24 protein-coding genes are annotated in these 25,383 nt (G+C 69.0%); 13 read left to right on the forward strand and 11 right to left on the reverse strand.

What is annotated here, in order from left to right; translation table 11 throughout:
• Window positions 1-20 precede the first annotated feature (20 nt).
• Window positions 21-362 (reverse strand): Rv2175c family DNA-binding protein, encoded by a 342-nt coding sequence (locus tag ACLIME_RS06055; RefSeq protein WP_064297006.1) that lies wholly within the window; start codon window positions 360-362, stop codon window positions 21-23.
• A 130-nt stretch (window positions 363-492) separates the two neighbouring features.
• Here ACLIME_RS06055 and pknB point away from each other — a divergent pair, with 130 nt between their 5' ends.
• A complete protein-coding gene (gene pknB, locus ACLIME_RS06060; protein ID WP_236555473.1) occupies window positions 493-2,439 on the forward strand; it encodes a Stk1 family PASTA domain-containing Ser/Thr kinase in 1,947 nt (648 codons plus the stop codon).
• A gap of 87 nt (window positions 2,440-2,526) precedes the next feature.
• On the opposite strand, the gene ACLIME_RS06065 is transcribed toward pknB, so the two are convergent.
• From ACLIME_RS06065 to ACLIME_RS06075, 3 genes are all read right to left on the reverse strand, one after another.
• Window positions 2,527-3,873 (reverse strand): class II 3-deoxy-7-phosphoheptulonate synthase, encoded by a 1,347-nt coding sequence (locus ACLIME_RS06065; protein ID WP_056005400.1) that lies wholly within the window; start codon window positions 3,871-3,873, stop codon window positions 2,527-2,529.
• A 119-nt stretch (window positions 3,874-3,992) separates the two neighbouring features.
• A complete protein-coding gene (locus tag ACLIME_RS06070) occupies window positions 3,993-4,676 on the reverse strand; it encodes a lysophospholipid acyltransferase family protein (protein WP_064297009.1) in 684 nt (227 codons plus the stop codon).
• Between the two features lie 26 nt (window positions 4,677-4,702).
• Window positions 4,703-5,656: an ROK family glucokinase gene (locus tag ACLIME_RS06075; RefSeq protein WP_079706022.1), complete on the reverse strand. Its 954-nt coding sequence runs from the start codon at window positions 5,654-5,656 to the stop codon at window positions 4,703-4,705.
• 187 nt (window positions 5,657-5,843) lie between these two features.
• On the opposite strand from ACLIME_RS06075, the gene ACLIME_RS06080 reads away from it, so the two are divergent.
• Window positions 5,844-7,673 carry an AMP-dependent synthetase/ligase gene (locus tag ACLIME_RS06080; protein WP_071260288.1) on the forward strand — a complete coding sequence of 610 codons (1,830 nt, stop codon included), beginning with the start codon at window positions 5,844-5,846 and terminating at the stop codon, window positions 7,671-7,673.
• Between the two features lie 54 nt (window positions 7,674-7,727).
• On the opposite strand, the gene ACLIME_RS06085 is transcribed toward ACLIME_RS06080, so the two are convergent.
• Together ACLIME_RS06085 and ACLIME_RS06090 are read right to left on the reverse strand one after the other, a co-directional pair.
• On the reverse strand, window positions 7,728-8,219 hold the full coding sequence (locus ACLIME_RS06085; protein ID WP_064297012.1) for a peptide deformylase: 492 nt from the start codon (window positions 8,217-8,219) through the stop codon (window positions 7,728-7,730).
• Between the two features lie 89 nt (window positions 8,220-8,308).
• Window positions 8,309-11,716 (reverse strand): pyruvate carboxylase, encoded by a 3,408-nt coding sequence (locus tag ACLIME_RS06090; RefSeq protein ID WP_079706023.1) that lies wholly within the window; start codon window positions 11,714-11,716, stop codon window positions 8,309-8,311.
• A gap of 73 nt (window positions 11,717-11,789) precedes the next feature.
• Between ACLIME_RS06090 and ACLIME_RS06095 the strand changes: the two genes are divergently transcribed.
• Window positions 11,790-12,656 (forward strand): ParA family protein, encoded by an 867-nt coding sequence (locus tag ACLIME_RS06095; protein ID WP_079002579.1) that lies wholly within the window; start codon window positions 11,790-11,792, stop codon window positions 12,654-12,656.
• Window positions 12,657-12,869: 213 nt separating this feature from the next.
• Here the strand turns inward: ACLIME_RS06095 and ACLIME_RS06100 are convergent, their stop codons facing one another.
• From ACLIME_RS06100 to ACLIME_RS06115, 4 genes are all read right to left on the reverse strand, one after another.
• A complete protein-coding gene (locus tag ACLIME_RS06100) occupies window positions 12,870-13,418 on the reverse strand; it encodes a MerR family transcriptional regulator (RefSeq protein WP_064297014.1) in 549 nt (182 codons plus the stop codon).
• A 198-nt stretch (window positions 13,419-13,616) separates the two neighbouring features.
• The gene (locus ACLIME_RS06105) at window positions 13,617-14,321 is read right to left on the reverse strand and encodes a MerR family transcriptional regulator (RefSeq protein ID WP_079706024.1); all 705 of its coding nucleotides are present in this window, start codon (window positions 14,319-14,321) and stop codon (window positions 13,617-13,619) included.
• On the reverse strand, window positions 14,321-14,842 hold the full coding sequence (locus tag ACLIME_RS06110) for an FHA domain-containing protein (RefSeq protein WP_086473205.1): 522 nt from the start codon (window positions 14,840-14,842) through the stop codon (window positions 14,321-14,323). Before ACLIME_RS06110 ends, ACLIME_RS06105 begins: the two co-directional genes overlap by 1 nt.
• Entirely contained in the window at window positions 14,835-15,533 is a 699-nt protein-coding gene (locus ACLIME_RS06115) for a CDP-alcohol phosphatidyltransferase family protein (RefSeq protein WP_079706026.1), read from the reverse strand. Before ACLIME_RS06115 ends, ACLIME_RS06110 begins: the two co-directional genes overlap by 8 nt.
• A 38-nt stretch (window positions 15,534-15,571) precedes the next feature.
• Between ACLIME_RS06115 and ACLIME_RS06120 the strand changes: the two genes are divergently transcribed.
• The 3 genes from ACLIME_RS06120 (at window position 15,572) to ACLIME_RS06130 (ending at window position 17,354) form a co-directional block, all read left to right on the forward strand.
• A complete protein-coding gene (locus ACLIME_RS06120) occupies window positions 15,572-15,943 on the forward strand; it encodes an RNA-binding S4 domain-containing protein (protein ID WP_079706027.1) in 372 nt (123 codons plus the stop codon).
• 97 nt (window positions 15,944-16,040) lie between these two features.
• Window positions 16,041-16,496 carry a VanZ family protein gene (locus ACLIME_RS06125; protein WP_124769411.1) on the forward strand — a complete coding sequence of 152 codons (456 nt, stop codon included), beginning with the start codon at window positions 16,041-16,043 and terminating at the stop codon, window positions 16,494-16,496.
• A gap of 111 nt (window positions 16,497-16,607) precedes the next feature.
• Entirely contained in the window at window positions 16,608-17,354 is a 747-nt protein-coding gene (locus tag ACLIME_RS06130; RefSeq protein WP_082916274.1) for a GTP pyrophosphokinase family protein, read from the forward strand.
• Here ACLIME_RS06130 and ACLIME_RS06135 read toward each other — a convergent pair.
• The gene (locus ACLIME_RS06135) at window positions 17,351-17,815 is read right to left on the reverse strand and encodes a GNAT family N-acetyltransferase (protein ID WP_086473201.1); all 465 of its coding nucleotides are present in this window, start codon (window positions 17,813-17,815) and stop codon (window positions 17,351-17,353) included. The genes ACLIME_RS06130 and ACLIME_RS06135 overlap by 4 nt on opposite strands.
• Before the next feature lie 150 nt (window positions 17,816-17,965).
• Here ACLIME_RS06135 and ACLIME_RS06140 point away from each other — a divergent pair, with 150 nt between their 5' ends.
• The 7 genes from ACLIME_RS06140 to ACLIME_RS06170 all read left to right on the forward strand — a co-directional run bounded on the left by ACLIME_RS06140 (window position 17,966) and on the right by ACLIME_RS06170 (window position 25,382).
• Window positions 17,966-18,730 (forward strand): DUF1684 domain-containing protein, encoded by a 765-nt coding sequence (locus ACLIME_RS06140; RefSeq protein WP_079706031.1) that lies wholly within the window; start codon window positions 17,966-17,968, stop codon window positions 18,728-18,730.
• Between the two features lie 50 nt (window positions 18,731-18,780).
• Window positions 18,781-20,274: an ABC transporter substrate-binding protein gene (locus ACLIME_RS06145; protein ID WP_191941141.1), complete on the forward strand. Its 1,494-nt coding sequence runs from the start codon at window positions 18,781-18,783 to the stop codon at window positions 20,272-20,274.
• Between the two features lie 62 nt (window positions 20,275-20,336).
• Complete coding sequence (locus tag ACLIME_RS06150) at window positions 20,337-21,305, forward strand: ABC transporter permease (protein WP_079706032.1); 969 nt, start codon at window positions 20,337-20,339, stop codon at window positions 21,303-21,305.
• Window positions 21,302-22,168: an ABC transporter permease gene (locus tag ACLIME_RS06155; RefSeq protein ID WP_159878884.1), complete on the forward strand. Its 867-nt coding sequence runs from the start codon at window positions 21,302-21,304 to the stop codon at window positions 22,166-22,168. The genes ACLIME_RS06150 and ACLIME_RS06155 overlap by 4 nt, the downstream gene beginning before the upstream one ends.
• A complete protein-coding gene (locus tag ACLIME_RS06160) occupies window positions 22,165-22,986 on the forward strand; it encodes an ATP-binding cassette domain-containing protein (RefSeq protein WP_079706034.1) in 822 nt (273 codons plus the stop codon). The genes ACLIME_RS06155 and ACLIME_RS06160 overlap by 4 nt, the downstream gene beginning before the upstream one ends.
• Entirely contained in the window at window positions 22,983-23,765 is a 783-nt protein-coding gene (locus ACLIME_RS06165; protein ID WP_079706035.1) for an ABC transporter ATP-binding protein, read from the forward strand. The genes ACLIME_RS06160 and ACLIME_RS06165 overlap by 4 nt, the downstream gene beginning before the upstream one ends.
• 114 nt (window positions 23,766-23,879) lie before the next feature.
• Window positions 23,880-25,382 (forward strand): MFS transporter, encoded by a 1,503-nt coding sequence (locus ACLIME_RS06170; RefSeq protein WP_411558423.1) that lies wholly within the window; start codon window positions 23,880-23,882, stop codon window positions 25,380-25,382.
• Window position 25,383 lies beyond the last annotated feature (1 nt).

Raw genomic sequence — 25,383 nt, forward strand, 5'->3', positions numbered from 1 at the left:
CCGGCTCGGACGGCGCGGGATCAGGCGAGCGCCTGAGCCACCCGGCGCACCTCGGAACGACGTCCCTCGCGGAGGGCTTGGATCGGCGAGGTCCCGATCGCGTCGTCGTCCTCGAGCATCCAGACCATCGCGGCCTCATCGTCGAAGCCGTTGTCGGACAGCAGCGTGAGCGTGCCGCGCAGGTTGTGCACCGGCCCGCCGTCCGCGATGAACGACGACGGCACCTGCAGCACGCCGTCACGTCGGACGGCGAGGAGGTCGCGCTCCTCGAGGTACTGGCGGATGCGGCGGATCGGCAGCCCGAGTTCGGTCGCCAGATCGGGAAGGGTGAACCACACGAGTTCGGAATTCTGCTCAGTCACGCACAGCAGTCTGCCACGACCGCGCTCCGCTCGGCGCCGTCGGATCGCGTTCGGGTAACGATCCAGGCACCTCGCCGCCCTCCCGGGGTGTTGACAGCTCTTCGCGCTCGACGTTCCATACACTCGACTGGTGAGTAGCAACCAGCAGACCGATCCGATGATCGGCCGTCTCCTCGACGGGAGATATCAGGTGCGCTCACGCATCGCCCGTGGCGGCATGGCGACGGTCTACCTCGCCACGGACCTCCGGCTGGAACGGCGCGTCGCGATCAAGGTCATGCACGGCCACCTCTCGGACGACACGACGTTCAAGAACCGCTTCATCCAGGAGGCGCGCTCCGCCGCCCGGCTCGCGAACCCGCATGTCGTCAGCGTGTTCGACCAGGGCCAGGACTCGGACATGGCATACCTCGTCATGGAGCACCTGCCGGGCATCACCCTCCGCGACCTCATCCGCGACAACGGCACACTGACCCCGCGGCAGGCCGCCGACATCCTCGACGCCGTGCTGTCCGGCCTCGCCGCCGCGCACCGCGCCGGCATCGTCCACCGCGACGTCAAGCCGGAGAACGTCCTCCTCGCCGACGACGGACGCATCAAGATCGGCGACTTCGGCCTCGCGAGAGCCGCGAGCGCGAACACGGCCACCGGCCAGGCACTCCTCGGGACGATCGCCTACCTCTCCCCCGAACTCGTCACCCGTGGACAGGCCGACGCGCGGAGCGACATCTACGCGCTCGGGATCATGCTCTACGAGATGCTCACCGGCGAACAGCCCTACAAGGGCGAGCAGCCGATGCAGATCGCCTACCAGCACGCCAACGAGTCGGTCCCGGCACCGAGCGCCAAGAACCCCGCCGTCCCGAAGGAACTCGACGACCTCGTCTTCTGGGCGACTGAGCGCGAACCGGACGATCGTCCGTCGAACGCCGGCGAGATGCTCGAGCGCCTGCGCTCCATCGAGTCCAGTCTCGGGTTCACCTCGGTCGCCACCGGGGCGCAGCCCACGATCGTCATGCCGGCCTCCTACTCGAGCGAGCACGCCGACGACGTCACCCAGGTCATCGGCCGCAACACCAAACCGCAGCAGGTCCCGGTGCGCGCCGACGCGACGGACGGTCCGGGCAAGCTTGCCACGAAGGCCCGCAAGCGCAGCCGCGTGGGCGTCGCGCTGTTCACGATCGTCCTCATGCTCGCCGCGCTCGCCGGTGGAACCGGATGGTACTTCGGCCAGGGCCCCGGCTCGCTCGTCGAGGTCCCGAACGTCGCCGACGGGAGTTTCGACCAGGCGTCCGCCAAACTCGTGGAGCTGGGCTTCGTGCCCGTCGAAGGCGCGACGTTCAGCCTCACCGTCCCGGCCGGCACGGTCGCCGGCAGCGATCCGCCGTCCGGCTCGAAGATCGACAAGGGAAGCTCCGTCACGGTCCTCGTCTCGCAGGGACCGCAGCCGGTGGACATCCCGGTCCTCGCCGGGCTCGCACAATCCGACGCCGAACAGCAGCTGGACGCGCTCGGCGTCGCCGTCGGCACCGTGAACCAGCAATTCGACCCGAGCATCGCGAAGGACATCGTGCTCGCGGCGACCGACGCGACCTCGGGCGCCGACTACAGCCAGGGCGGACCGTCCTTCCAGGGCTCCACGGTGACGTTGCTCGTCTCGGCCGGACAGGTGCCCTCGGTCTCGGGGATGACGCCGGACCAGGCGCGCGACGCCCTCGAATCCGTCGGGCTCGGCGTGGGTGCCTCGGACGAGGCGTTCGACGACACGATCCCCGCAGGGCAGGTCATCGGCATCCAGGCCAAGACCGATGCCGACGGGAACGAGACGGCGTTCATCCCGGGCGACGACGTCACGCTGATCGTGTCGAAGGGCGTCGAGTTGGTCGCCGTCCCGGACACCACCGGCCAGACGATCAACCAGGCCATCACGACGCTGCAGGACGCGGGTTTCACCGTGGGTGACATCGCCGTAGCCGAGGCCTTCCGCGACATCTTCAAGGTGAAGAAGACCGATCCCCCGGCGGGCAAGTCCGTCAAGAAGGGCTCCACCGTCAACATCACCGACTTCGGTCTGTAGCCACGGCGAAGCGCGATCCACCCACGCAGCTGCCAGACGACGAAGCGCCCATGCCGGACCAGGCATGGGCGCTTCGTCGTGTGAGACCTACTTCGCGGCGGCGAGCTCCTCCGCCACGAGGAAGGCGAGCTCGAGCGACTGCATGTGGTTGAGGCGCGGATCGCACAGCGACTCGTACCGCGTCGCCAGGGTCGCTTCGTCGATCTGCTCGGAGCCACCGAGGCACTCGGTGACGTCGTCGCCGGTGAGCTCGACGTGGATGCCGCCCGGGTGCGTCCCCGCGGCGCGGTGGGCTTCGAAGAACCCCTTGACCTCGTCCACGACGTCGTCGAAACGACGCGTCTTGTAGCCGGTGGGCGTCGTGAGTCCGTTGCCGTGCATCGGATCGGTGACCCACAGCGGCGTCGCGTCGGCACCCTTGATCGCCTCGAGCAGCGGAGGCAGGGCGTCCCTGATCTTGCCCGCACCCATCCGCGTGATGAACGTCAGGCGCCCGGGCTCGCGCTCGGGGTCGAGCTTGTCGATGAGACGCAGCATGTCGTCGGCCGAGGTGGTTGGGCCGAGCTTCACGCCGATCGGGTTGCGCACGCGCGACAGGAAGTCCACGTGCGCGCCGTCGAGCTCGCGGGTCCGCTCACCGATCCACACGAAGTGGGCCGAGGTGTTGTACGGCGTCCCGGTCCGCGAGTCGATCCGCGTCATCGGTCGCTCGTAGTCCATGAGCAGCGCCTCGTGGCTCGAGTAGAACTCCACACCGCGCAGCTGGTCGAAGTCGGCTCCGGCCGCCTCCATGAACTTGATCGCACGATCGATGTCGCGCGCCAGTCCCTCGTACCGGTGGTTCACCGGGTTGGCGGCGAACCCCTTGTTCCAGCTGTGGACCTCGCGGAGGTCGGCGAACCCGCCTTGGGTGAACGCCCGGATGAGGTTCAGCGTCGATGCGGAGGTGTGGTAGCCCTTGACGAGCCGAGCGGGGTCGGCCGTGCGCGACTCCGGGGTGAAGTCGTAGCCGTTGACGATGTCGCCGCGGTAGGCGGGCAGGGTGACGTCGCCCCGCGTCTCGGAGTCGTTGGAGCGCGGCTTGGCGAACTGCCCGGCCATCCGGCCCATCTTGACGACCGGCATCGACGCACCGTACGTGAGCACGACGGCCATCTGCAGGACCGTCTTCACACGGTTGCGGATCTGCTCGGCCGTCGCACCGGCGAAGGTCTCCGCGCAGTCGCCGCCCTGGAGCAGGAACGCATTGCCGCTCGCCGCCCGGGCCAACCGGTCGCGCAGGATGTCGACCTCGCCGGCGAAGACCAGCGGAGGGAGGGTCGCGAGTTCGGCGGAGGCACGCGCCACCGCGGCCTGGTCCGGCCATGACGGCTGCTGCTTGATCGGCAGCTCACGCCAATAGTCCAGTCCGGCGATCACCGAGGGTTCGGCCATGACGACTGGTTCTGTAGCGTGGGACACGGATTTCCTGTTTCTCTTCGACCGGACGCGCTCCGGAGCCCGCCCGGAAGGGGGAACGGACCGCGATCGCGGCCCGGTTTTTCAGCTTAGCGTCACGCCGACGCGGCGCGCTCCTTGACGCTCGTGGCGTAGACGTCGCGATAGTCCTGGCCCGAGAGCTTGCGGAGCTCGACCATCAACTCGTCCGTGACGCTGCGGAGGATGAAGCGGTCCCCCTCCATGCCCTCGAACCGCGAGAAGTCGAGCGGCTTGCCGATGACGATCCCGATCCGACGGATCCGGGGCAGCTTCGTGCCGATGGGCATGACCTTCTCGGTGTCGATCATCGCGACGGGGACGATGGGGACCCCGGCCTCGAGCACCATCCGCGCGACCCCGGTGCGGCCTCGGTACATCGTCCCGTCGGGACTGCGCGTGCCTTCCGGGTAGATCCCGAGCAGATGACCGCCACCGAGGACCGCGAGTCCGGTGTTGAGCGAGGCTTCGGAGGCCTTGCCTCCCGACCGGTCGATCGGGAGTTGCCCCGTGCCGAGCATGAAGGTCTTCGTGGCCCAGCCGCCGAAGCCCTTGCCGCGGAAGTACTCGCTCTTGGCCAGGAAGGAGATCCGCCGATCGACGCACAGCGGGAGGATCACCGAGTCGATGAAGGACAGGTGGTTGCTGGCGATGATCGCGCCGCCGTGCTCCGGGATGTTCTCGGCGCCGATCACCCACGGCCGGAAGATCGACTTCAGGATCGGGCCGGCGACCAGGTACTTCATGAACCAGTAGAACATCGTGCTCCTCCGTCTTGCCGTCGTCGTCAGCCGAGGACGAGGGCGCTCCTGGCGAGATCGCCGGCGCCGATGACACCGGCGTCGTTCACGAGCTGCGCGATGCTGAAGGACGGCTCCGGGTGGAACCCGCGCGCCGGGAGGTGCGTCAGGAACGCCTCACGAACGGGGTCCAGGAGGAGGTCGCCGGCCTGGGCGACGCCGCCGCCGATCACGAAGATGTTGGGGTCGAGGATGGCCGACATGCTCGCGAGGGCCTGCCCCAGCAGATCGGCGAGCTCGTTGAGGCACCGGAGGGCGCCGGGATCACCGGACTCGAGCAGGGCGGAGACGTGGTGTCCGTTCAGCAGCCCCCCGGCCGCCACCCGGGCTCGGGCGAGGGCGGCACCGTCGCCACCGGCGTCCGCTGCCTCGTTCGCGAGTCGGAGCAACGCGTTCCCCGAGCAGTACTGCTCGACGCAGCCACGCGCGCCGCAGCCGCAGGGCAGACCGTCCGGGATGAGGCGCATGTGTCCCAGTTCCGCACCGCTGCCGAAGCCACCGGTGAGGAGCCGGTCGTCGAGGACGATCGCTCCGCCGACACCCGTGCCGATCGTCACCATGACCATGCTGCGTTCCTCGCGCCCCGCACCGAACCGGAACTCGGCCCAACCCGCGGCGTTCGCGTCGTTCTCGATGGTCACGACCTTGTCGGGCAACCGCGCGGCCAGCCGGGCCTGCAGGGGCTCGTTCCGCCAGGCGATGTTCGGCGAGTAGTAGACGGTCGAGCGCGTGGCGTCGAAGAACCCGGGGGCGGCGACGCCGACGCTCGAGATGCTGCCGTCGTCCAAGGATCGGACCATGGCGACGACGTCGTCGATGATGGCGTCGGGATCGGAGGCCTGCGTCGGCGTGCGCCCGGCCGCGAGGATCCGGCCGTCGTCGTCGACGACCCCGCCCGCGATCTTCGTCCCGCCGATGTCGATGCCGATCGCGTTTGCCATAACGGTGCCGTCTCCCTGTCCTGATGTCGCCGATACCGGCAGCGGCGTGTGACCGACCGTCAGTCGAGTCGGTCGCCCGCGCACCGCAGTCGAGTCTACTGAGCGTCTGCGCGCCACAGAAACCGCGCAAACACCCGTGCTCTAGGATGGAGCCACATCTTGCCGACCTGGTACCGAAGGAGTTGCCGTGGAACAGTTCGACGTCCCTGCAGTCGTCGCAGCAGACCCATCCGCCAATGCGACCGATCTGCTCGTGAAGCGCCTGGCTGCTGCGCCCGACGCCGCACTGTTCGCCGTTCCCCGCGGGTCGGAGTGGGTGGACGTGACCACCGCCGAGTTCCACGCCCAGGTCGTCGCCCTGGCGAAGGGGCTCGTCGCCGCGGGGATCGAACCCGGCGACAAGATCGGGCTCATGTGCAAGACCCGATACGAGTGGACCCTCATCGACTTCGCCGTGTGGTTCGCCGGAGCACTCCTCGTCCCGATCTACGAGACCAGCTCGCCGAGCCAGGTGCAGTGGATCCTCAGCGACTCGGGAGCGACGAGCGTGCTGGTCGAGACGCCCGACCAGTTCGCCCGCTTCGACGAGGTGCACGGCGACCTCCCCGATGTGGCACGGGTCTGGCAGATCGACCTCGGAGACCTCGACAAGATCGCGGCCGCCGGCGTCGACGTCCCCGACGAGGAGATCGAACGCCGCCGCAACCTCGCGGTGGGTTCCGACATGGCGACCCTCATCTACACCTCCGGCTCGACCGGCCGGCCGAAGGGCTGCGTCCTCACCCACTCGAACTTCGTCGAATTGTCGCGGAACTCGGCCGTCGCACTCAAGGACGTCGTGTCCGCTCCCGGCGCCTCCACCCTCCTCTTCATCACGACGGCGCACATCTTCGCGCGCTTCATCGCCGTGCTGTGCGTGCACTCCGGCGTGAAGACAGGCCACCAGCCGGACACGAAGCAGCTGCTCCCCTCGCTCGGCACCTTCAAGCCGACGTTCCTCCTCGCGGTCCCCCGGGTCTTCGAGAAGGTCTACAACTCCTCCGAGCAGAAGGCCGAGGCCGGCGGCAAGGGCAAGATCTTCCGTGCGGCCGCCGAGACCGGGATCGCCTACTCGAAGGCCCTCGAGAGCGGTTCGGTGCCGTTCGGCCTGAAGGTGAAGTTCCGGGTCCTCGACCGCCTCGTGCTGTCGAAGATCCGCACGGCCATGGGCGGCCGGGTGCGGTACGCGGTCTCCGGCAGCGCTCCACTCGGTCCGCGACTCGGTCACTTCTTTCACGCGCTCGGCATCGTGATCCTCGAGGGCTACGGCCTCACCGAGACCACCGCGCCTGCAACGGTCAACCTCGCCCAGAAGTCGAAGATCGGGACGGTCGGACCGGCACTCCCCGGCGTTTCGCTCCGCATCGCCGACGACGGCGAGGTCGAGGTGCGCGGGATCAACGTCTTCAAGGAGTACTGGCAGAACCCCGAGGCCACGGCGGAGGCCTTCGACGACGGCTGGTTCCGCACCGGCGATATCGGGTCCTTCGACGCCGACGGCTTCCTCACGATCACCGGGCGGAAGAAGGAGATCATCGTCACCGCCGGCGGGAAGAACGTCGCCCCGGCGGCGCTCGAGGACCCGATCCGCGCGACCCCGGTCGTCGGACAGGTCGTCGTCGTCGGCGATCAGAAGCCGTTCATCAGCGCCCTCATCACGCTCGACACCGAGATGCTGCCGTCATGGCTCGCCAACAACGGCCAGGACGCGTCGATGAGCGCCGCCGAGGCTGCTCGGAACCCCGCAGTGCTCGCCGCCGTCCAGCGCGCCATCGACGAGGCCAACACCAAGGTGTCCCGCGCGGAGTCGATCCGCAAGTTCGTCATCCTCGACGACGAGCTCACGGAGGCGAGCGGTCACCTCACGCCGAAGCTCAGCATCAAGCGGAACGTGATCCTCAAGGACTTCGCGGAGACGATCGAGGGCATGTACCTCGGAGCGGGTTCGCCCGAGACCCAGGGGATGTCCCTGAAGTAGCGCCTCGACGGGCTCGGCGGTCGGTCGACGACCGCCGGGCCCGTCGACCGGCGTCTAGAACCAGTCGCTCTCGCGGACCTGCTTCATCGCCTCGCGGCGGTGCTCCTTCGACAGCCGGTCGAGGTAGAGCATGCCGTCGAGATGGTCGGTCTCGTGCTGCAGTGCCTGGGCGAGGAGTCCTTCACCCTCGACGACGAGCTCCTGCCCGTCGAGGTCGATGCCGACGGCACGCGCGTAGGGATGGCGCGGCGTCGGGAACCAGAGCCCGGGCACCGACAGGCAGCCCTCGCCGATCTCCTCGAGTTCACCGCGCACCTCGACGAGCTTCGGGTTGATGAGGTACCCGATGACGCCGTCGACGTTGTAGCTGAACACGCGGAGTCCGACGCCGATCTGCGTGGCGGCGACGCCGGCACGACCGGGGAGCTCCACGCTGTCCACGAGATCGCGGACGAGGCTGCGGATGTCGTCGTCGATCGTGACGACCTCGGCCGTCGGAGCCTTCAGGACCGGGTCACCGAAGTGTCTGATGGGTCGTGTCGTCACGGGTTGGATCCTTCCGGGCGGGACAGGTGTGGTGGACGCGGAGACCGGCCGCGTCGCCTCGAGGAGGGGCGCGGCCGGTCTCGGGAGGGTCAGGCGCTCGGCTTCACGACGACGAGCAGGTCGCCCGCCTCGACCTGCTGGGTCGCCGGGATGGCGAGGCGCTCGACGATGCCGGCGACGGCGGTCGTGATCGCCGCCTCCATCTTCATGGCCTCGATCGAGGCGACCGGCTGGCCCGCCTCGACGCGGTCGCCGACGGCGACCTTGACGGTCACGACGCCGGAGAACGGCGCGGCCACCTGGCCGGGGACGGAGGTGTCGGCCTTCTCGGCCGCGCGGGAGTCGACCTCGATGCTGCGGTCGCGGACGAACACCGGTCGCAACTGACCGTTGAGGGTCGCCATGACGGTGCGCATGCCCTTCTCGTCGGCCGCACCGATCGCTTCGAGCCCGACGAACAGCCGGACGCCCTTGTCGATCTCGACGACGTGCTCCATGCCCGGCTCGAGGCCGTACAGGTAGTCGGCGGTGTCGACGACGGAGAGGTCGCCGTACAGGTCGCGCTGCTGCTCGAACTGCTTGGTCGGCGCCGGGAACAACAACCGGTTGAGGGTCGAGCGGCGCTCGGCGGACTCGCCGTCGAGCGAGGCCTGATCTTCAGCGGAGATCGGCGTGATCCCGATGTCGACCGAACGACCGGCGAGGACCTTCGAGCGGAACGGCTCTGGCCATCCGCCCGGGAGTTCCCCGAGTTCGCCCGCCATGAACCCCACGACGGAGTCCGGGACGTCGTACTTGTCGGGGTTGGCCTCGAAGTCGGCCGGGTCCGCCTTGACGGCGGCGAGGTGGAGCGCGAGGTCGCCGACGACCTTGCTCGACGGGGTCACCTTGGGCACCCGACCGAGGATCTTGTTGGAGGCCGCGTACATGTCCTCGATGAGCTCGAAGTGGTCTGCGAGTCCCAGGGCGATCGCCTGCTGGCGGAGGTTCGACAGCTGACCGCCCGGGATCTCGTGCGTGTACACGCGACCGGTCGGGCCCGCGAGTCCTGACTCGAACGGCCGGTACATCGCGCGGACCGCCTCCCAGTAGGGCTCGAGGTCGGCGATCCCCTGCAGGGAGATGCCGGTGTCGCGCTCCGTGTGGGCCAGCGCGGCGACCAGCGAGGACGCGGACGGCTGACTCGTCGTGCCGGCCATCGGCGCGCTCGCGACATCGACGGCGTCGGCGCCCGCGTTGCTCGCCGCGAGGAGGGTCGCCAACTGTCCACCGGGGGTGTCGTGCGTGTGCACGTGGACCGGCAGGTCGAACCGCTCGCGGAACGCCGCGACGAGCTTGGCCGCCGCGGACGGACGGAGGAGCCCCGCCATGTCCTTGATGGCGAGCACGTGGGCACCGGACTCGACGATCTTCTCGGCGAGACGGAGGTAGTAGTCGAGGGTGTAGAGGTCCTCGGCCGGGTTCAGCAGGTCGCCGGTGTAGCAGACGGCGACCTCCGCGACGGTCGTCCCCGTCTCCAGGACCGCATCGATGGCGGGGCGCATCTGCGACACGTCGTTGAGGGCGTCGAAGATCCGGAAGATGTCGATCCCGGTGTCGGCGGCCTCCCGCACGAAGGCGTTCGTCACCTCCGTGGGATACGGCGTGTAGCCGACGGTGTTCCGGCCGCGCAGCAGCATCTGGATCGCGATGTTCGGCATCGCCTGACGCAGCGAGGCCAATCGCTCCCACGGCTCCTCACCGAGGAAGCGGAGGGCCACGTCGTACGTCGCGCCACCCCAGGCCTCGACGGACAGCAGTTCGGGGGTGAGCCGGGAGACGAACGGTGCGACCGCCAGGAGGTCCTTCGTCCGGACGCGCGTGGCCAAGAGCGACTGGTGGGCGTCGCGGAAGGTGGTCTCGGTCACGGCGAGGGCGGTCTGAGCGCGGAGGGCGTCAGCGAAGCCCTTCGGGCCGAGCTCGAGCAGTCGCTGACGCGAGCCGGCCGGGGCGTCGGTGGTGATGTCGATCGCGGGCAGCTTGTCGACCGGGTCCGCGCCGGACGGACGCGACCCGTTGGGCTGGTTGACCGTGACGTCGGCGAGCCAGTTGACGATCTTCGTCCCGCGGTCCTTCGAGACGTGCCCGCGCAGGAGCTGCGGACGCTCGTCGATGAAGGAGGTGCTGAGGTCGCCGGCCACGAACGAGGCGTCCTCGAGGACCGCCTGCAGGAAGGGGATGTTCGTGGAGACGCCGCGGATGCGGAACTCGGCGAGGGCGCGCTTGGCTCGCGTGACGGCCGCCTCGAAGGTGCGCCCACGGCAGGTGAGCTTCGCGAGCATCGAGTCGAAGTGGGGACTGATCTGTGCACCGGAGGCGACCGTGCCGCCGTCGAGTCGGATGCCGCCGCCGCCCGGAGAGCGGTAGGTCGTGATCTTCCCGGTGTCTGGACGGAAGCCAGCAGTGGGGTCCTCGGTGGTGATGCGGCACTGGAGCGCGAAGCCGCGGAGGTGCAGGGACTCCTGCGTGAGGCCGAGGTCGCCGAGCGACTCGCCGGCGGCGATGCGCATCTGCGACTGGACGAGGTCGACGTCGGTGACCTCCTCGGTCACGGTGTGCTCGACCTGGATACGCGGGTTCATCTCGATGAACACGTGCTGTCCGGCCCGCTCCCCCGCGGTGTCGAGGAGGAACTCGACCGTCCCGGCGTTGACGTAGCCGATCGACTTGGCGAACGCGATGGCATCGCGGTACATGGCCTGACGAGTGTCCTCGTCGAGGTTCGGGGCCGGCGCGATCTCGACGACCTTCTGGTGCCGGCGCTGCACCGAGCAGTCGCGCTCGAAGAGGTGGATGGTCTCGCCGTCGGCGCTCGCTAGAATCTGGACCTCGATGTGCCGGGGACGGACGACCGCCTGCTCGAGGAACATCGTCGGGTCGCCGAAGGCGCTGTCCGCCTCACGCATGGCGGCCTCGAGGGCGCCGCGGAGGTCCTCGGCGTTGTCGACGCGGCGCATGCCTCGTCCACCACCACCGGCGACCGCCTTCGCGAAGATCGGGAACCCGATGTCGGCGGCACCGGCCAGCAACTCTTCGATGTCGCGGCTGGCCGGCGTGGACTTCAGGACCGGGACCCCGGCCGCGATGGCGTGCTCCTTCGCGGTCACCTTGTTGCCGGCCATCTCCAGGACGGAGGACGGCGGACCGATGAAGGTGATGCCGGCGGCTCGAGCGGCCTCGGCCAGTTCCGGATTCTCGGAGAGGAAGCCGTACCCGGGGTAGATCGCGTCGGCGCCCGACTCCTTCGCGACGCGGATGATCTCCGAGACGTCGAGGTAGGCGCGCACCGGATGACCCTCCGTGCCGATCTGGTAAGCCTCATCGGCCTTCAGCCGATGCATCGAGTTGCGGTCCTCATAGGGGAACACCGCAACCGTCTTCGCCCCCAGCTCGTACGCGGCACGGAACGCCCGGATGGCGATCTCTCCGCGATTGGCGACAAGAATCTTCCTGAACATGGAACCCTTCCCACAACAGCCAACTCAGCAAACGTTGAGATTCCCTAGCCTAGTCACGGTAACGTTGAGCCTTGTGCATGTACTCAGCGTTAGCTCCCTGAAGGGGGGCGTCGGCAAGACCACCGTCACCCTTGGCCTGGCTTCCGCCGCGTTCTCGAAGGACATCCGCACGCTGGTCGTGGATCTCGACCCCCAATCCGACGTCTCGACCGGCATGGCCGTCGACGTCGCAGGGCACCTCACGGTGACGGATGTGCTGACCTCGCCGAAGAAGAAGATCGTCGAGCAGGCGATCGTGGCGAGCGGCTGGACGAAGATCCACCCGGGCAAGATGGACGTCATGATCGGCAGCCCGTCTGCGATCAACTTCGACGGCCCGCACCCCAGCATCCGCGACATCTGGCGCCTGGAAGAGGCACTCGCGCACGTCGAGGAGGAGTACGACCTCGTCCTCATCGACAGCGCCCCCTCGCTCAACGCGCTCACCCGCACCGCCTGGGCGGCGAGCGATCGCGTCGCCGTCGTCACGGAGCCGGGCCTGTTCTCGGTCTCCGCAGCCGACCGCGCCCTCCGCGCCGTCGAGGAGATCCGTCGTGGGCTGAGCCCCCGGCTGCAGCCGCTCGGCATCATCGTCAACCGGGTGCGTCCGCAGTCGATGGAGCACCAGTTCCGCATCAAGGAACTGCGCGACATGTTCGGTCCCCTCATCCTCAACCCGCAGCTGCTGGAGCGCACGTCACTCCAGCAGGCTCAGGGTGCCGCCAAGCCCGTCCACGTGTGGCCGGGTGACACGGCGCAGGAGATGGCGAAGAACTTCGACTCGCTCCTCGACCGCGTGCTGCGCACGGGCCGCGTCGGCGAGTACGCCGACGGCGCTCCCCCGGAGCCGGCTGCCGTCACGAGTCCCGCTGCCGTCGAGGCACCCTCCACCGACAGCTGAGGTCGCGGCGAGACCGTTCGGTCGGCTCACGGACCAGGCGCTCGCTCGGGTCGCCCTTCGACAGGCTCAGGGACCGGCAGGCGCGCTCAGGGACCGGCAGGAGCTCCAAGGATCGGCAGGAGCACCACGTACCGGGGATGCGTGCTCAGACAGCGTGTGGCGCGCGTCGGTGAGCCCTTCGACAGACTCAGGGACCGGCGCCTTCGGCTCGGGTCAGGCGCTGCGAGCGGAGCGACGTGCTGCGAGCTCGTCCATGGGGTCGGCCGACTGTGCGTCGAACTCGATGAGCGTGGACTCCACCTCGCGCAGCACCTTGCCGACGGCGATGCCGAAGACGCCCTGTCCGCGGCTGACGAGGTCGATGACCTCGTCGTTCGAGGTGCAGAGGTAGACACTGGCGCCGTCGCTCATGAGCGTGGTCTGGGCGAGGTCGACGATGCCCGCTTCGCGGAGCTGGTCGACTGCCGTGCGGATCTGCTGCAGGGAGATGCCCGTGTCGAGCAGGCGCTTGACGAGCTTGAGGACGAGGATGTCGCGGAAGCCGTAGAGACGCTGCGTTCCGGATCCGGATGCACCGCGGACGGTGGGCTCGACCAGACCCGTCCGGGCCCAGTAGTCGAGCTGGCGGTAGCTGATGCCGGCTGCACGGGCGGCGACCGCTCCGCGGTAGCCCTGGCCCTCTTCGAGTTCTGGAAGCCCGTCGGTGAACAGCAGCCCGAGGTCACCGTACCGTGACGCCCCGTCGCGACTGAGTTCACTCATGTCTGCTTCTCCTCGATGCTCGCTGCACGGTCGGTACGGTCTCGACGGGGGCGTCGAGCCGGCTTGACCACTCCCACCACGCTACCGATCCGCCCCGGTCAACGCTGCGACATCCGTTCGAAACGGACGGCGTGTCGTGACGAGTGATCGAACTGTGACCTGGCCGTGATGGATGAGGGCAGTCTACGCCCTGGTCGATCAGGAGGATTGGTGTCGCTCGAGTGCCGAGCGGACGAGGTTCGACCGCACACCCTCGAGCTGTGCGGCGATCTCCAGCGCCCGGTCGGCGGTACGTGCCCGGCCGGCGGCGTCGTTCCGCTTGGCGACGGCGCTCAACGCGCTCTCGATGAGCCCGACCTCGCGCTCGATCGAGGCGCGGAACCCGCGGAGGTGCCGTGGTTCGATGCCGGAGCGCTGCAGCTCCACGAGGATCCGCAGGAGGGACGCGACGTCCTCGCCGTAGTTCTCGGCGGGCAGGATCAGCGACGCGCTCACGGCGTCGTTGAAGAGCATCGGGGTGGCGCCGGCTTCGCGGATCAGCTCGTTCCGCGAGAATCTGCGGACCCCTGGGTGGATCGACGGCGCGCCGACGGCTTGCCCACTGCCAGGGAACAGCGGCGACCGTCCCGCGTCGACCTCGACGAGGTAGGTGCGGATGACCTTGAGGGGGAAGTAGTGATCTCGCTGCATCGACAGGATCAGCCGCAGGCGTTCGAGGTCATCGCTCGAGAACTTCCGGTACCCCGACTTCGTCCGTGCCGGGGACACCAGCCCCTGCTCCTCGAGGAACCGGAGCTTCGAATTGCTCAGCTCGGGGAACTCCGGAGTGAGGCGTGCGAGGACCTGCCCGATGCTCAGCAGCGGAGCGCCGTCGCTTCGCGCGTTCGCGCTGGCTGCCGCCACTAGCTTCCCAGCTGGGAGGCGAGGTCGATCCGCGACGCGTAGAAGGTGAGGCGGAACTTGCCGATCTGCACCTCGGCGGCGTCGCGCAGGATCGCCTTGTCGATGCGGACACCGTCGAAGTACGTGCCGTTCAGGGAGTTGAGATCGCGGATCTCGAACGCGGTCCCGTGACGGTGGAACTCGGTGTGCCGACGCGACACCGTGACGTCGTCGAGGAAGATGTCGGCCTCGGGGTGACGTCCGACGGTGGTGACGTCGGCGTCGAGGAGGAACCGCGCACCGGCGTTCGGACCACGACGGACGATCAGCAGCGCTGAACCGGACGGCAGGGCCGCGATCGCCTCGTGCTCCTCAGCGGTGACGTCGGAGTCGATCGCCGCGAGGGCCGCTCCGAGGTCTTCACCGAAGGTGAGTGTCGTGTCGACTTCCCGATCGCCCGAGCCGCTCGTCGGGGCACCGTCATCGACAGCTCCCGGCGTGTACGCCCCGGTCGCGGGATACTTCTCATCGTGCTCAGCCACCGTCGACCTCCTCTCCGTCAAGCGTATCCGATGTGGCGTCACTGTCGAGCCGCCCGGTCGAGGGTGATCCGTCGGATCGGGCCCGTTCCCGCTGCTTCGAACGGGCATCCCCCGAGATGCGCACGGTCTGCAGCAGGTAGAGGATGCCGGCCCACCAGTAGAGCGTCGCTCCGGCGATCACCGACACCCAACCGAGCGGCGTCGCGATCATCGCGACGGCTGGGAACGCCTGACCGAGCATGAGGACCGGGAGCCCGATGAACAGGAGTGCCGTGCCCCACTTCCCCACGCGGATGACCGGGAGCACGCCCGTACCGGACCGGTGCAGGACGACGGCGAGCCCGACGAGCAGCAGGTCGCGGGCGAAGACGACGATGAGCAACCACCACGGGATGAGTCCGCGGGCCGCGAGACCGATCAACGCTGCGAGGATGTAGAGGCGATCGGCGGCCGGATCCAGTTGTCGACCGAGCTTCGTCATCTGGTCGAACCGTCGCGCGATCCACCCGTCGAGGAGGTCGGTGACGCCCGAGAACGCGAGCGTCGCGAGAGCCAACAGGTCCTGCCCCTGCACGAGGAGGATCAGGAAGACCGGGACGAGGAGGATCCGGAAGACGCTGAGCGCATTGGGGAGGGTGACGACGCGGTCTTCACCGGTCCGTCGAACCCCGCGCCCCGCCCCGTCAGTCACGGGTCGAGTCTACCGATGGGCTGCTCTACCATCGGAGGATGGACAGCCCGTCGAGCGTGCGCGTCGACGCATGGATCTGGGCGGTGCGGCTGACGAAGACCCGCTCGGCCGGCGCGACCGCTTGCCGAGCCGGCCACGTCCGGGTCAACGGCGAGCGGGCGAAGCCGGCACAGGCCGTCAGGATCGGCGACGAGGTCCGACTCCGCGTGGCGGGCTTCGACCGGGTCGTGGAGGTCCGACGCCTCATCGCGAAACGGGTCGGGGCGGACGTCGCGGCGGAATGTCTCATCGACCGCTCTCCCCCGCTGCCGACGCCGGCGGAACGGCAGGTCGTGGCCGTCCGAGACCGGGGCGCCGGTCGACCGACGAAGCGTGAACGACGCGACATCGAGCGGTTGCGAGGGCGCTGACGCGCTGCTGACGACCCGACCGGCCTCATCGGCGACGCATCGTCCCCGTCCAGGGAACACTCAAGCGCCGCCAAGGTGGCTCGGGCATGCTGGGCCGATGTTCCGCCGCCATCCCGTGCTCAGCACCCTCACCGTGGTGTACCTCGCGCTCGTGGCGGCCATCACCCTCGGCCCACGGCCCTTCGACGGCCGGACCGAGTCCCTCGTGTACCGACTCGTCGACCTCCTCGCCCGGTGGGAGTCGACGGCGTGGGTCACTTACGAGCGCCTCGAATTCGGAGCGAACATCGCCATGTTCGTCCCGATCGGCGTCTTCTTCCTGCTCCTGCTCGGACGGCGGCGCTGGTGGCTCGCCATCCTCGTCGCAGCCACGCTGACGGTCGGCATCGAGGCCGCGCAACTCGCGATCCCCGGACGCGTGAGCGATCCCCGCGACCTCCTCGCGAACACGTCCGGGGCCGTCGCCGGGGTCGTCCTCGGCCTGATGCTGACCGCCGGGCGCGCCCGCCGGCTCCAGGCCTCGTCACGTCGCCGCGCGGCCCTGCAGCACTGAACTGCTCGCGACGGTCCTGATTCACAGGAGGCTGAGAGGCGTTCCAAGGCCGCTTCAGTAGAGTGCGAGCGGGCCGTCGGCCCGTCGGAGACAGAGCTGGAGCGCACGCCCATGACCGGACCAACGTCGTCGGACAACCTCGAGGAGCTGAAGCGCCTCAAGGACGAGTTCACGCGGTTCATGATGCTGTACAAGTTCGGCATCGACGAGATCACCACGAAGCTCAACATCCTCAAGGAGGAGTTCACGCAGATCCACGACTACAACCCGATCGAGCACATCAGCTCGCGGTTGAAGTCGCCGGAGAGCATCATCGGCAAGATCGAGCGCAAGCAGTACGGGCAGGACATCGACGACATCCGCGAACACATCACGGACATCGCGGGCATCCGCGTCACCTGCAGCTTCATCTCCGACACGTACAAGGTGTTCGAACTCCTGACGAGCCAGCAGGACATCACCGTGGTGAAGGTCAAGGACTACATCGCGAACCCGAAGCCGAACGGGTACCAGAGCCTCCACGTGATCGTCGAGGTTCCGGTGTTCATGTCCGACGGCGTCGTGCAGGTGCCCGTCGAGATCCAGTTCCGGACGATCGCCATGGACTTCTGGGCGAGCCTCGAACACAAGATCTACTACAAGTACGACAAGGCCGTGCCGGACAGCCTGCTCGCCGAGCTCAAGCACGCCGCCGAGGCTGCCTCCAGGCTCGACGCGAAGATGGAGCACCTCCACGGTGAGGTCCTCGCGCTCGACCGGGCGACGACCTCGCGGACCACCGCCGACGGGCACCCGAAGCCTCCGTCACTCGCCGACCGGGTCATGACCGAGCTGATCGACGGGCTGGACCCGCGTTAGAGCGCCTTGCGCATCTGCACGGCCATCGTCTCGTAGCCGAGCGACTCGTACAGGCCGCGCGCGATCCGGTTGAATCCGAAGACGTTCAGCCCGAGCGTCTTCGCGCCCTGCTCCTTGGCCGCCGTCTCGGCGAGCTGCATGGCCTGCCGGCCGAGCCCACGCCCGCGGAACGACTCGTCGATCTCCACGTCCCAGACCCACCACTCGTCCGGGTGGCTCGTGCTCCGCGGTCCGATCCAGAGCACGCCGACTGCGGCTTCGTCGAGGACCACCTCGAAGACGAGGTGTCCGACCTGGAGTCGGCCGGCCGGGAACGTCTCGGCGAGGGACTGTGCAGCCTTCGCCGTCGCCTCTGCCTCGGTCTCCCCCGCCTCGATGCGTTCGAGGCGGTACTGCGCGTTCGCGGCGAGCATCCACCCCCGCAGTCGATCGGCGGGCATGCGGACGAGCGTGGCGTTCATGAGGACATCCTCCCAGACCGTCGCGACCCGGTCGCTCGCCGTCCCGCGCAGGGTCGTCGCCGGGCTCGGGAATAGTTCCCGCCCGAAACGAGCTGGACTCCGAAGGACACACGATTGGGACCCGCCCGCCGTCATCCGGAGAATCGAGACATGCCGATCCACACCGCCCCGCAGCCGAACGCGATCGCCGAGCACGACGCCTGGCGCGAGGAGCGTCGAGCCGCCGTGACCGCGCCGCTCGGCAACCTCGCCCTCGTCGAGACGCGGTGGCTCGCGGAGGAGACGCCGGCCACCGTCGATGCAGCCGCAGCCGCCATCGCCGCCGAGCAGCCGAGCGGCGTCACGGTGACGACGCTCCGCCGCACCCACCTCGACACGGGCCAGGACGAGGTCGGCATCCGCCGATGGGACGCGAACGCACCCGCCATCCGCGCGTTCGACGGCATCGAGGTCTTCCCGTACGACCCCGCCTGGGTCCAGACGGCGCGGTTCACGCCCGTCGACGGCTCGCGGACCGTCCCGTTCGAGCACATCCGAGACAACGGCGGATCACGGGAGCTCGTCGTCCCCGGCGACATCGTGTTCACGCGGGACGGCGTCGAGTACACGATGAGCGCCTTCGACGACGGCGGCACGCTCCTCCTCGTGTTCGGCGACGCGACGAACGGGCGCGATGACGAGTCGGGCACCTACGGCGCCGGCCGGTTCCTGTTCGTGCAGCGGACCGACGACGGCGGCTTCGGCACGGCGGGCGAGGTCGTCCTCGACTTCAACCGCGCGTTCGTGCCGCCCTGCGGCTTCTCCGTGCAGTACAACTGTCCGATGCCGCCGCCGCAGAACCGGTTCGCCGGAGACGTCCTCGCCGGAGAACGGATCGTCCGGTTCCGCGAAGGCTTCGACCTCTACGCCGTCTGACCCCCAGCACCCCACACCTGCACCAGCACCCCCACACCACAGGAGTATCCGTGAAGAGAACCATCGGGCTCGTCGCCCTGTCCGTCGCCGCCGCCGTCGCCCTCGCCGGCTGCGCCGGTGGTGGTGGCAGCTCGGCGACGGGCGACGACGCGACCATCGCCGTCGGCTCGCTCTACGAGCCGCAGAACCTCAGCAACACCGGCGGCGGCGGCCAAGGCGTCACGGAGGCCTTCACCGGCAACGTGTACGAGGGCCTGTACCGCCTCACGGACGACGGCGAGGTCGAACCGGTGCTCGCCGCCGACAGCACGGTGAGCGACGACGGCCTGACGTACACCTTCACCCTCAAGGACGGCGTCACCTTCCACTCCGGCGACCCGCTCACCTCGGCGGACGTGAAGTCGAGCATCGAAGCCGTGACCGCCGAGGACTCGCAGTCGGCACGGAAGAGCAGCTTCGCGGTGATCTCCGGCATCGCGACCCCCGACGACAAGACCGTCGTCATCACCCTCTCCGAGCGCTCCATCTCCTTCATCTACAACCTGAGCTACGTCTGGATCGTCAACGACGCGGCGAAGGACCTCAAGACCACCGAGGACGGCACGGGTCCGTACACGCTCGGCGACTGGAAGCGCGGCAGCACCCTGAGCCTCGAGCGCTGGGACGACTACTGGGGTGAGCCCGCCAAGAACGCGGAGGTGGTCTTCACCTACTTCACCGACGCGACCGCGCTCAGCAATGCGCTCGTCACGAAGCAGATCGACATCATCACGAGCGTGCAGAGCCCCGACCAGCTGAGCCAGTTCACCGACAACGCGGACTACGTCGTCTCCGACGGCGACTCCACGACGAAGGAGCTGCTCGCCTTCAACGACCGGGTCGCCCCGTTCGACCAGGCGCTCGTCCGCAAGGCCGTGTACTCCGCGATCGACACCAAGAAGCTGCTCTCGTCGATCTGGGGCGACTACGGCACGCTCATCGGGTCGATGGTCCCGCCGACGGACCCCTGGTACGAGGACCTCACGCAGGTGAACCCGTACGACCCCGAGCTCGCCAAGCAGCAGCTCGCCGAAGCGGGCTTCGCCGACGGCTTCACCTTCACCCTCGACACCCCGAGCTACGACCCGCACCCGGCCGTCGCCGAGTTCCTCCAGAGTGAACTCGCGAAGGTCGGCATCACGGTCGAGATCAACACGATCAGCGCGGACGAGTGGTACTCGAAGGTGTTCAAGGAACGCGACTTCCAGGCGACCCTCCAGGAGCACGTGAACGACCGCGACGTCGTCTGGTACGGCAACCCGGACTTCTACTGGGGCTACGACAACCCCGAGGTGACCCAGTGGGTGTCGGAGGCCGAGCAGGCGACGACCACCGAGGAGCAGACGGCGAAGCTGAAGCTCGTCAACGAGCAGATCGCCGAGGACGCGGCGAGCGTGTGGCTCTACCTCTACCCGCAGATCGTCGTCGCCGCGAGCGACGTCTCGGGGTACGGCGTCAACGGCCTGAACTCGCAGTTCTTCGTGGCGGACATCGTCCGCAAGTAGTCGTCGCCCGGGCCGACCGGCACCGCCCGGTCGGCCCGGGCCTCGCTACGCTGAGGTCCACCATGCTCGCTTACCTGCTGCGCCGATCCGCGTTCCTCGTGGTGTCGTTCCTCGTCGCCATGACGGTGCTGTTCGTGCTGCTCCGGCTGCTGCCGGGCGACCCGTCGAACGCCCTGCTCTCGGTGAACGCCACGCAGGAGCAGATCGACGCGGCGCGCGAGCAGGTGGGAGCCGACCGGCCGCTCGGCGAGCAGTTCGCCGCCTGGTTCGGCGGCGTCCTCACCCTCGACCTCGGTTCCTCGTTCGTGAGCTCGCTCCCGGTCGGACCCGAGATCGCGTCGCGCCTCCAGGTCACCGTGCCGCTGACGCTCCTCGCCTTCCTCCTCGCCGTGGTGCTCGCCCTCGTGGCCGGTGTCGTGTCCGCACTCCGGGCCGACCGCTGGTACGGCATCGCGTTGTCCGGCCTCTCGCAGCTCGGGATCGCCGTGCCGGTGTTCTGGGTCGGCATCCTGCTCGTCAGCGTGTTCGCGGTGACGCTCCGACTGTTCCCGTCCGGCGGCTTCCCTCGCGACGACTGGGCAGATCCTGCCGCGGCACTCACGAGCCTCGCCCTCCCGGTCATCACCATCGCCATCGTCATGAGTGCGTCGATCACCCGATACGTCCGCTCCGCCACGCTCGACGTGGTCGGGAGCGACTATCTGCGCTCGGCACGGGCGCAGGGAGCCGGCTTCGGTGAGGCCCTGCTCCGACACGGCGCCCGGAACGCGGCGGTGCCCGTCGTGGCGATCCTCGGCATCGAGCTCGCCACCACCTTCCTCGGCGCCGTCGTGGTCGAGAGCGTCTTCAGCCTGCCCGGCCTCGGGTCGATGCTCCTGACGGCGATCCAGCAGCACGACTACCCGAACATCCAGGGCATCCTCCTCGTCTCGACCCTCGTCGTCCTCCTGACGGGTTTCGTCGCCGACATCGCGCAGCGGCTCATCGATCCGCGTCTGCGCACTTCGATCTCGGGGAACGGGCTCCGATGAGCGCCGTCGACGCCCAGACCGCGCTCGCCGACCGACGCCCGGTGCGGCGCCGCGCCCGGTCCGCGACGCTGACCGTCGGACTCGTCCTCGTCGGCGTCATCGCCGTCCTGGCGGCCGTCTCGCTCGTGTGGTTGCCCTTCGCCCCCACGGACACCTCCGGCGGTCGTCTCGAAGGCCCGACCGGCACCCACTGGCTCGGTACGGACAAGCTCGGTCGCGATTTGATGACCCAGCTCATGATCGGTGCGCGCATCGCGCTCGCGACCGGGGCGGGGGCCGTCGCGGTCGGCGCGGTCATCGGTATCGCCGTGGGACTCGCTGCGGCCTTCGCGTCGGCCTGGCTGGACGACACGATCTCCGCCGCGCTCGACGTCGTGATCGCCTTCCCGGTGCTCCTGCTCGCCATGCTCATCGTGGCAGCCCAGGGCGCGTCACTCGGCACCGCCATCATCGCGATCGGACTCGCCATGTCGGCCATCGTGGCCCGCCTGACCCGGATCCTCACGAAGCGGGTCCTCAGCGAGCAGTACGTGGTCGCGGCCAGGACTGCCGGGACGAGCTGGGCCGGTGTCATCGGCCAGCATGTGCTCCCGAACATCTGGCCCACCCTGAGCGTCAACCTCGCGCTGCAGTTCGGCATCGCCGTCCTCGCCGAAGCGAGCCTGTCGTACCTCGGCCTCGGCGCGCCACCGCCGAACGCCTCCTGGGGACGCCTGCTGCAGGAGGCCCAGGCCACCGTCACGACGGCACCGGTCGGCGCGATCGCTCCGGGTGTCGCCGTGGTGATGCTCGTGGTGGGCGTGAACTTCATCGCGGACGGCCTGCGGGACCTCGGCGATCCGACGAGGAGGCGCGGCGCATGAGCGATCTCCTCGACATCTCCGGACTGACCATCACCCGAGGCGTCCGGCGCGGTGCTCCCGACGGCGCTGACCAGCCGCTCCTCGACGGGCTGGACCTGACCATCGCCGCCGGGGGTCGCCTCGGACTCATCGGCGGTTCCGGGTCCGGGAAGTCCTTGACCTCCCTCGCGGTGATCGGGCTGCTCGGCGAACAGCTGAGCGCGAGCGGCAGCGTCGAACTGGCCGGCACCCAGGTGATCGGTGCCCCGGACCGCGCGCTGCGGCCACTCCGCGGTCGGGTTGCCGGACTCGTCTTCCAGGAGCCGCTGACCGCACTCGACCCGCTCATGCGGGTCGGCGCCCAGCTCGCCGAGCCCCTGCGTCGCCATCTGGGACTCCGGGGCGAACGGCTCAAGGAGGCCGTCGAAGCAGCCCTCGTCGAGGTGTCCCTCACCGACACTGCGCGCATCGCCGCCTCCTACCCCCACGAGCTGTCCGGCGGGCAGCGGCAGCGCATCGCGATCGCCATCGCGCTCGCCGGTCGCCCGCAGCTCCTCATCGCGGACGAGCCGACGACGGCGCTCGACGTGACCGTCCAGGCGGAGGTGCTCGCGCTCATCGACCGGCTCGTCCGGGAACGCGGCATGGCGCTCCTGTTCATCAGTCACGACCTCGCCGTCGTGTCGACCATGGTCGACGAGGTCGTCGTGCTGAGCGAGGGTCGGGCCGTGGAACGCGGCGCGGTGGCGCAGGTGCTGACGGCACCGCAGCACGAGGACACCCGTCGTCTGGTCACCAGCGCACGCGCGCTCGACGACGCGCTGGAGGACCCACGATGACCGATGCACCGATCACGACGACGCCGATCCTCGAGCTGGATGCGGTCGGTTTCCGGTACCGCGGCGGTCAGGAGGCCCTGGCCGACGTGTCGCTGGCCGTCGGCGCAGGAGAGGCCGTCGGGATCGTCGGTCAGTCCGGCGCCGGTAAGAGCACCCTCCTCCGGCTGCTGCTCGGCCTCGACCGGCCGACCACGGGCTCGGTCCGGTTCGACGGTGGCGCACTGGACCCCCGCGATCGGACACGGGTCCGTCGGTTCCGCGCATCGGTGCAGGCCGTCTTCCAGGATCCGTACTCCTCGCTCGATCCTCGGCAGCGCATCGGGCGCATCGTGGCCGAACCGCTGCGATCCCTCCGTCTGGCGACCACCGAGCAGGCGACCGTCCGCGCGACCGAGGCACTCGAGGCGGTGGGACTGCCCGCCGACGCGGCGTCGCGGTTCCCGCACGAGTTCTCGGGCGGCCAGCGGCAGCGGATCGCCATCGCCCGCGCGATCGTCCCGAACCCCCGGCTCCTCCTCGCCGACGAGCCCGTCAGTGCCCTCGACATGAGCACCCGGATCCAGATCATCGAGCTCCTCGCCGAACTGCGGGCCTCGAACGGTCTGGCGCTCGTGATGGTCTCGCACGACCTCGGCACGGTGGCCGCGCTGTGTGAACGCACGATGGTCCTCCGACACGGGCAGGTCGTCGAGGCCGGCGCCACCGCGCAGGTCCTCCACGATCCCGCCGAGGCCTACACGAAGCAGCTCATCGCGGCGATCCCCCGCCTCCCCCGCTGAGTCGACGACGAGGCCGACGCCATCGGCCCGGCCGAGCCGGGAATACGGCGCCGGCGGACGGTGTTCGAATCCGAGTGGCCTCGGCCGCATCGACTCTCCACAGGAACAGGACCCGTGACGCAGGATTCAGCGCAGCCCGACGACCACGACGAGGACCAGCCTGGGGCCGAGCGCCCCTGGCTCAGCGACGAGGAGCGGGCGGCACTCCGCAAACCACTTCCGGAGCGGGCGGTCGTCACGAGCCTCGCGTTCACCGGTCTCGTCGCGGCGTTCATGATGACGCTCGTCACCCCACTCGTGCCGACGCTTCCCACGATCCTCGGCGTGCACGCCTCCGACAGCATGTGGGTCGTGACGGCCACGCTCCTGTCGGCCGCGGTCGCGACCCCGATCGCCGGTCGGCTCGGCGACCTCTACGGCAAACGACGGATGGTGCTCGTCCTGCTCGGGATCATGATGGCCGGATCGGTGCTCGCCGCCTTCTCGTCCACGATCGTCCCGCTCATCGTCGCCCGTGCCCTCCAGGGGATGGCGATGGGCGTGATCCCGCTCGGCATCAGCATCCTGCGCGACGTGCTCCACGCGAAGCGGCTCGGCCCCGCGGTCGCGCTCGTGAGTGCCACCCTCGGCATCGGTGGTGCCGTCGGTCTCCCGATCTCCGCCGTGATCTCGCAGTACCTGGACTGGCATGTGCTGTTCTGGGTCGCGGGTGCACTCGGGCTCATCGGCTTCGTCCTCGTCGCGCGCTTCGTCCCGGTGAGCACCCTCCGGAGCGAAGGCGGTTTCGACTGGATCGGCGCGATCGGTCTCGCCGCCGGCCTCGTCCCGATCCTCCTCGCCGTCTCGAAAGGCAACGAGTGGGGTTGGACGAGCGTCGGGACCCTCAGCTGCTTGATCGGCGGCGTCGTCGTGCTCCTGCTCTGGGGGTGGTTCGAGGTACGGTCCTCCAGCCCGCTCGTCGACCTGCGCATCGCCGCCAGGCGGACGGTGCTCTTCACGAACCTCGCATCCATCACGGTCGGCTTCGCCTTCTTCGGCAGCACGGTCGTCCTCCCGGGCATCCTCGAGGCGCCGGTCGGCACCGGGGTCGGTCTCGGGCAGAACATGCTCATCGCGAGCCTCTGCCTCATGCCCAGCGGTCTCATCATGTGGGCGATGTCGCCGGTCGCCGCTCGACTGACCGCGGCCAAGGGCGCCCGGTTGAGCCTGCTGATCGGCATCACGATCATCGCGGTCGGCTACGCGATCGCGATCGGACTCATGACCGAGGTCTGGCACACCGTGCTCACAGCCACCGCGGTCGGCTTCGGGGTGGGGTTCGCCTACGCCGCCATGCCGACGCTCATCATGGGTGCCGTCCCGCCCAGCGAGACGGCGGCGTCCAACGGACTCAACTCCGTGATGCGGACGCTCGGTTCCACGATCGCGAGTGCGGTGATCGGCGCCATCCTGGCCTCCCAGGTCGTCACCGACGGAGCTGTCACGACACCCAGTGCGGACGCCTTCCGTCTGAGCTTCGCGATCTGCGCTGCAGCAGCCGTCGTCGGACTCGTCTGCACGATCCTGCTGCCGCGGCACCTGGCCAAGGACACCCGCTCCAGCCTCCACGAGGGCTGAT

It is taken from the genome of Plantibacter sp. MPB07 (genome assembly GCF_046619465.1).
Lineage (GTDB): Bacteria > Actinomycetota > Actinomycetes > Actinomycetales > Microbacteriaceae > Plantibacter > Plantibacter auratus.